Annotated in this window: 4 protein-coding genes and 1 pseudogene; 4 read left to right on the top strand and 1 reads right to left on the bottom strand. The window is 39.7% G+C overall.

From position 1 onward, the window contains the following. Window positions 1-21 precede the first annotated feature (21 nt). Window positions 22-228, bottom strand: coding sequence for a transposase (locus L1D55_RS26690; protein ID WP_275665392.1), 207 nt, complete (start codon window positions 226-228; stop codon window positions 22-24). 108 nt (window positions 229-336) lie between these two features. Here L1D55_RS26690 and L1D55_RS26695 point away from each other — a divergent pair, with 108 nt between their 5' ends. The 4 genes and pseudogenes from L1D55_RS26695 to L1D55_RS26710 all read left to right on the top strand — a co-directional run. Then, complete coding sequence (locus L1D55_RS26695) at window positions 337-942, top strand: TetR/AcrR family transcriptional regulator (RefSeq protein ID WP_239919459.1); 606 nt, start codon at window positions 337-339, stop codon at window positions 940-942. Window positions 943-968: 26 nt separating this feature from the next. Beyond that, entirely contained in the window at window positions 969-2,057 is a 1,089-nt protein-coding gene (locus L1D55_RS26700) for an efflux RND transporter periplasmic adaptor subunit (protein ID WP_239919460.1), read from the top strand. A 3-nt stretch (window positions 2,058-2,060) separates the two neighbouring features. Continuing rightward, the gene (locus tag L1D55_RS26705; protein WP_239919461.1) at window positions 2,061-5,183 is read left to right on the top strand and encodes an efflux RND transporter permease subunit; all 3,123 of its coding nucleotides are present in this window, start codon (window positions 2,061-2,063) and stop codon (window positions 5,181-5,183) included. A 468-nt stretch (window positions 5,184-5,651) separates the two neighbouring features. After that, window positions 5,652-5,777 (top strand): annotated as a pseudogene (locus L1D55_RS26710) (IS5/IS1182 family transposase); the annotation flags it as partial.

The raw sequence follows: 5,777 nt of genomic DNA on the forward strand, positions 1-5,777 counted from the left end.
GCTAGTTCTTGCTCTCGCTGACTAGTACTGGTGTCTTTCTTCGAGTTGTTCTTGCTCTCGCTGACTAGTACTGGTGTCTTTCTTCGAGTTCTTTCGCCACCCGTAGATTTGAGATTCATGTAAAGAAAGCTGTCTTGCTGTCGCAGCTACTCCCACTTTATCTGCTAACTTCAGGGCTTCTGCTTTAAATTCAGGGGAATGTTTAATTCTAGTTTTCTTAGTTGTCATTGTTCACCTCGTTAGTGATTGTACTCACTTAACTCAGTGTCCAAAACTGCTGGGGCGGATCAAATCGCTTATTGCACGTTAAAAGTGGAAATCATAATTGAGCTATCAATGACAGAGATAATGGAAACAAAACGATGCCCAGGTAGGCCTTCTAATGCATTGAATGCTCGAGACGAGTTGTTAAAAGTAACAAGAAGTTTATTTTTATCACACTCTTACTCTGAGCTCACAACTAGGCTTGTATCAAAAGAGTCAGGCTTCAATATATCGCTAATAAATTATTACTTTAAAAGTAAAGATAATTTGATTTTATCGATGTTGAAGGAACACTTGATTGACTTCAATGATAAATCAAAAATACATTTTTCAGGAATGAATGGGAATGCATTTTCTTTATTAAGTGTTATAGAATTTTTATATGAAAATTCTGAAACAATTACTTTGATTTCTCGAGTTTTAATTGAATGTGACTATATTAAAAATGGCAACCGCTTGGCTGAAATCGTAAAGTCTGATTTTGTTGATTTCATGACTGAAGTGCTGAATAAATCTGAATTTTTCAAAAGTGAAAGAGAGCTAAAAGAATTTCAAAGTATTCTTATGGCTTTAATAGTTTCGCCTATGCTTTTTAAGAAGAATGAATTTGTTGATTTAGGAATTCAGCGTGAGCAAAGCATAGAATTATTAAAGCGCATCGTTAATAGTGATGTGTGATTTTTATCGTTGAATAGGAAAGTAAAGTGAAGTTTAATTTTAAATATAAGTCTTTTATTCTATTGTCAGGCTTGATTCTAATAGGGTGTCAAGAGGAAAAAACGGCTAACGTAGAGCCTGTGATAAGACCAGTAAAATTGATTGAAGTAAATAGTCTCGTAGAGGCTTCAAAGCGTATTTTTCCCGCGCGAATAGAAGCTAATCAAAAAGCAGACCTTGCTTTTCGTATTTCAGGTGAGTTGGTCACATTACCTTTATTGGAAGGCCAGAGTGTACTAAAAGATGAATTGCTTGCAAAACTTGATGATCGAGATTCAAAAAATAATCTACTTCTTAGGGAAGCTGACTATGAATTAGCTCAAGCAGATTTTCGCCGTAAAGCAGAATTATTGAAAAAGAAACTAATCTCAAATTCTGACTACGACATTTCTCAAGCCAACCTAAAAACAGCAAAAGCTAATTTAGCTAGTGCGCAAGACCAGTTGAGCTACACAAAGCTCTTAGCACCATTTAATGGTGTTGTTGCTCAGCGCGGTATCGATAACTATCAGACCGTACAAGCAGGACAAACAATTTTAACATTACAACGAAGAGATGTTGTTGATGTTGTAATCCAAGTTCCAGAATCATTTTTGCTAGAATTAAAATCGATGCAAGCTTCAGGCATAGAGCTGCAGCCCAGTGTTGTCTTTCCTTTCTCACCTCAATCGACTTTTCCTGTTGAATTTAAAGAGTCTGCGACGCAAGTGAGCTCTGGAACTCAATCATACAAGACTGCATTTACATTGACACAACCTGAGGACTTCGAGGTTTTGCCGGGCATGAGTGCCGAATTAATCATCGACTTTGCTGACAACGATCAACCTTTCTCCCCTGTGGTTATTCCTTCTACAGCAATTGAGGTAAGTGATAACAGTGGTAAAAACATTATATGGGTTTTTGATGAAAAGACAGGAACAGTAAATTCAAGATCCGTTTCGCTAGGTAACGTACGCTCTAATGGAATCGAAGTACTATCTGGACTCATGCTAGGAGATTCCATTGTCGCGACAGGAATTCAGCATCTCCGAGAAGGGATGTTGGTGAAACCGTTAACCTGGGAACGTGGAATTTAATATATGAATCTTGCGGAATATACAATACGCCACAAAGTCGTGAGCTGGATGTTTGCTCTGTTGCTTCTTATTGGAGGTAGCTTTGCATTTCTTGGATTAGGGCAATTAGAGTTTCCTGAGTTCACAATCAAGAATGCTTTGGTCATAACTAATTATCCAGGAGCTAGTGCTGAGCAAGTCGAAGAGGAAGTAACATTAAAGCTGGAAGATGCTATTCAACAATTAGATGCAATAAAACACATCACGTCCATAAACAGCTCAGGTTTGTCGCAAATAGAAATTACAGTGAAAGACAGTTATGACAAAACTGATCTTCCACAAGTGTGGGATGAAGTTCGTCGGAAAGTAAATGATGAGTCCGTCCAACTTCCGAGTGGTACTCTTCCTCCACTAGTTATTGACGATTTTGGAGATGTTTACGGAATTTTATACAATATAGTCGGCGAAGGCTTTAGTAATCGTGAATTGCAAAACTACGCAGATTATTTGAGAAGGGAGCTGGTATTGGTTCCTGGTGTCAAGAAGGTATCCATTGAAGGTGTTATTCCTGAGCAAGTCGTTGTTGAAATTTCTCAGCAGAAACTGGCATCTTTAGGCTTAGATCAAAGTTATATTTATGGATTAATAACAAGCCAAAATGTCGTGTCAAACGCTGGAAGCGTTCTTGTTGGCAAAAATAGAATTCGAATTCACCCTTCGGGTGAGTTTCAAAGCGTCGAAGAAATGGAGAGACTGGTCATTAGTTCTCCGGGTAGTGATGAGTTAATTTATCTTGGCGATATTGCGAGAGTATATAAAACACTAAGTGAAACGCCAAAAGTGTTGTATCACTCTAATGGCCAATCCGCTGTTTCAATGGGGATATCCTTTGGAAAAGGGGTCAATGTAGTTGAAGTCGGAGAACTAATTCACAGTCGAATGAATGAACTTGAGAGCAAGCGACCACTGGGGATTGAATTAGAGACAGTCTACAATCAAAGTGAAATGGTTGACTCAACAATCAAAGGTTTTTTGATTAATCTCGCCGAGTCTGTTGGAATCGTTATAATCGTACTTCTTGTCTTTATGGGAGTACGTTCTGGTTTGCTCATGGGGGCTGTTTTGTTACTTACCATTCTTGGCACATTTATGGTCATGAATGTTATGGGTATTCAACTTCAAATTATTTCTCTAGGTGCTCTGATCATTGCCTTAGGTATGCTTGTAGACAACGCCATTGTCGTAACAGAAGGTATACTGATCGCCATTCAAAAAAAACAAAGCCGTCTTCAAGCAGCCAAGAATGTTGTCCAGCAAACCCAGTGGCCTCTGCTTGGTGCAACAGTGATCGCTATTATAGCGTTTGCTCCTATAGGACTTTCTGAAACTGGGGCAGGTGAATTTTGTAACTCTCTGTTTAAAGTATTGTTGATATCCTTATCCATAAGTTGGATAACAGCGATGACACTGACGCCCTTCTTCTGTCATCTATTGTTTAAAAGCCAAACTGAGAGCAATAACGATGTTCAAGTAGACCCTTACAAAGGATGGTTTTTCACTGTTTATCGAGGTCTTTTAAAGTTAGCGATAAGATTTAGGGCAATTACACTTATTTTGGTACTTTCTTCGTTTGCTTTGGCAGTATCAAACTTTGGCAACATTAAGAGTGTTTTTTTTCCACCCTCTAATACCCCAATCTTTTTTGTGGATGTCTGGTTACCTGAAGGCACGGATGTTCTTGCAACGGATGAGTTTGTTACGAATCTGGAAGATAAATTGCTCGACGTGAATGAGTCGGAGAAACTTGGGATCTTGTCACTGTCATCAGTCATTGGACAGGGTATGCAAAGGTTTGTTCTCCCTTATGTTCCAGAGAAGGGTTATGCCTCTTACGCTCAGCTACTGATAGAAATGGATAGTCTATCAACAATTGTCGAGAAATCTCCAGTTATCCAGCAGCAGCTAAGAGCTCATTTCCCTGAGGCAAAATTTAGATTTAAGCGTCTAGAAAATGGCCCGACTCCAGCAGCAAAATTGGAAGCTCGATTCTATGGAGATGACCCTGATACACTGCGAATGCTAGCTCACCAAGCTGAAGCGATTTTTAATTCAGAACCTACAGCTGATAATGTACGCCATACATGGCGTAATTCAGTTCATCTGCTGCGACCTCAGATCTCTGATGCCAGAGCCAGAGAAGCTGGAATTAGCAAACAAGATATCGACAGTGCCTTACTAGTGAATTTTAGTGGAAACACAGTTGGTACATATCGTGAAACCAGTCATCTTTTGCCTATTGTTGCGAGAGCACCCGAGAATGAGCGTCTAGATGCAGACAGCATTAGGAAATTACAGGTTTGGAGCTCTCAGTCCAGCTCATTTGTTCCTTTAGAACAACTCGTGTCCAGTTTTGAAACTCAATCGGAAAACCCTCTAATAATCAGACGCGATAGGAAACGAATGATTGCAGTGGTGTCTGATCCAGAGCTATCGAGCAATGAAACCGCTGACTCCGTACTCAAAAAGCTACGCGAAGAAGTTGAATCTATCCCCTTACCGGATGGATATGAGTTGGAATGGGGGGGAGAATACGAAACGTCGACAGAAGCCAGAGTATCGGTGTTTGGGTCGTTACCAGCAGGTTACCTCGTGATGTTTTTGATCACCGTCATTCTATTTAACTCGGTTAGGCAGCCGTTGGTCATCTGGTTTACGGTTCCGTTAGCTCTGATCGGTATGGTCGCAGGGCTATTGCTGTTTGATGCGCCATTCAGCTTTATGGCTTTGCTCGGCCTGCTGAGTTTATCTGGGATGGTGATCAAGAACGGCATCGTACTCGTGGATCAGATTAACGTCGAGTTATCATCGGGTAAAGATGCTTATTGGGCTGTTGTAGACTCTTCTGTGAGCCGTGTTCGACCTGTGTTCATGGCGGCCATTACGACAATGCTAGGTATGCTACCGCTAATCAATGATGCCTTCTTTAGTTCAATGGCAATTACCATTATTTTTGGTCTTGGGGTTTCATCGATACTTACATTAATTGTTTTACCTGTTGCTTACACTATTATATTTGGGATTAAGGTTCCAAGTTTCAATGAGCCGTGTACACCCGGCATTGAGGAGAAAACTGAATACCAACTTTGAAAAAGGTATATCTAATATCAGAAATGCTTAGAAAGTAAGATATTAAAGAAATTATCCAGTGGATTATGATTATCCACTGGATAACATAAAAAATGATTAATGACATTGCTAGCTGACCGAGTGTGACCTAAATGTGACATTTTGAGTGGTACCATAACTTTGGTAAAAATAGTAGCTTTACAAAATCGATGTTTACAGATGTATATTCGAGATTAGGCTTTGACTATTTTTGCAAAGATATAGTTATTATTTAATGTTTCGAGGTTAACAAATGAAAACAATGGAAAATATCTTTGTTCTGGGAATGATTGTTAGTGGTCTAGCGAATGCAGGTACTAACCCTAACCAATTTAATGAGCAAGGGTTTTCAGGTGAGGTTTCCCTATTCACGGCGTTGTTGACTAAATCAGTTGGAACCTTTTCTCAGTCCTGCGATCTGATCCCATGTAGTAGAAGCATGGTGTTGTTATGGGTAAGTCGAAGAAGAAGATAGCGAACTGGAGTGAGTATAATGAAGCCTTGTGCAAGCGAGGCTCAGTAACGTTTTGGATTGACGACTCAGCCGTTGAAGCATGGCAATGTAAAAGTCACCAT

It is taken from the genome of Vibrio sp. Isolate22 (genome assembly GCF_022398115.1).
Taxonomy (GTDB): domain Bacteria; phylum Pseudomonadota; class Gammaproteobacteria; order Enterobacterales; family Vibrionaceae; genus Vibrio.

Excerpts from the sequence above, each read along its gene's own strand:
- L1D55_RS26690 (WP_275665392.1), bottom strand. The coding sequence starts at position 228 with ATGACAACTAAGAAAACTAGAATTAAACATTCCCCTGAATTTAAAGCA.
- L1D55_RS26695 (WP_239919459.1), top strand. The coding sequence starts at position 337 with ATGACAGAGATAATGGAAACAAAACGATGCCCAGGTAGGCCTTCTAAT.
- L1D55_RS26705 (WP_239919461.1), top strand. The coding sequence starts at position 2,061 with ATGAATCTTGCGGAATATACAATACGCCACAAAGTCGTGAGCTGGATG.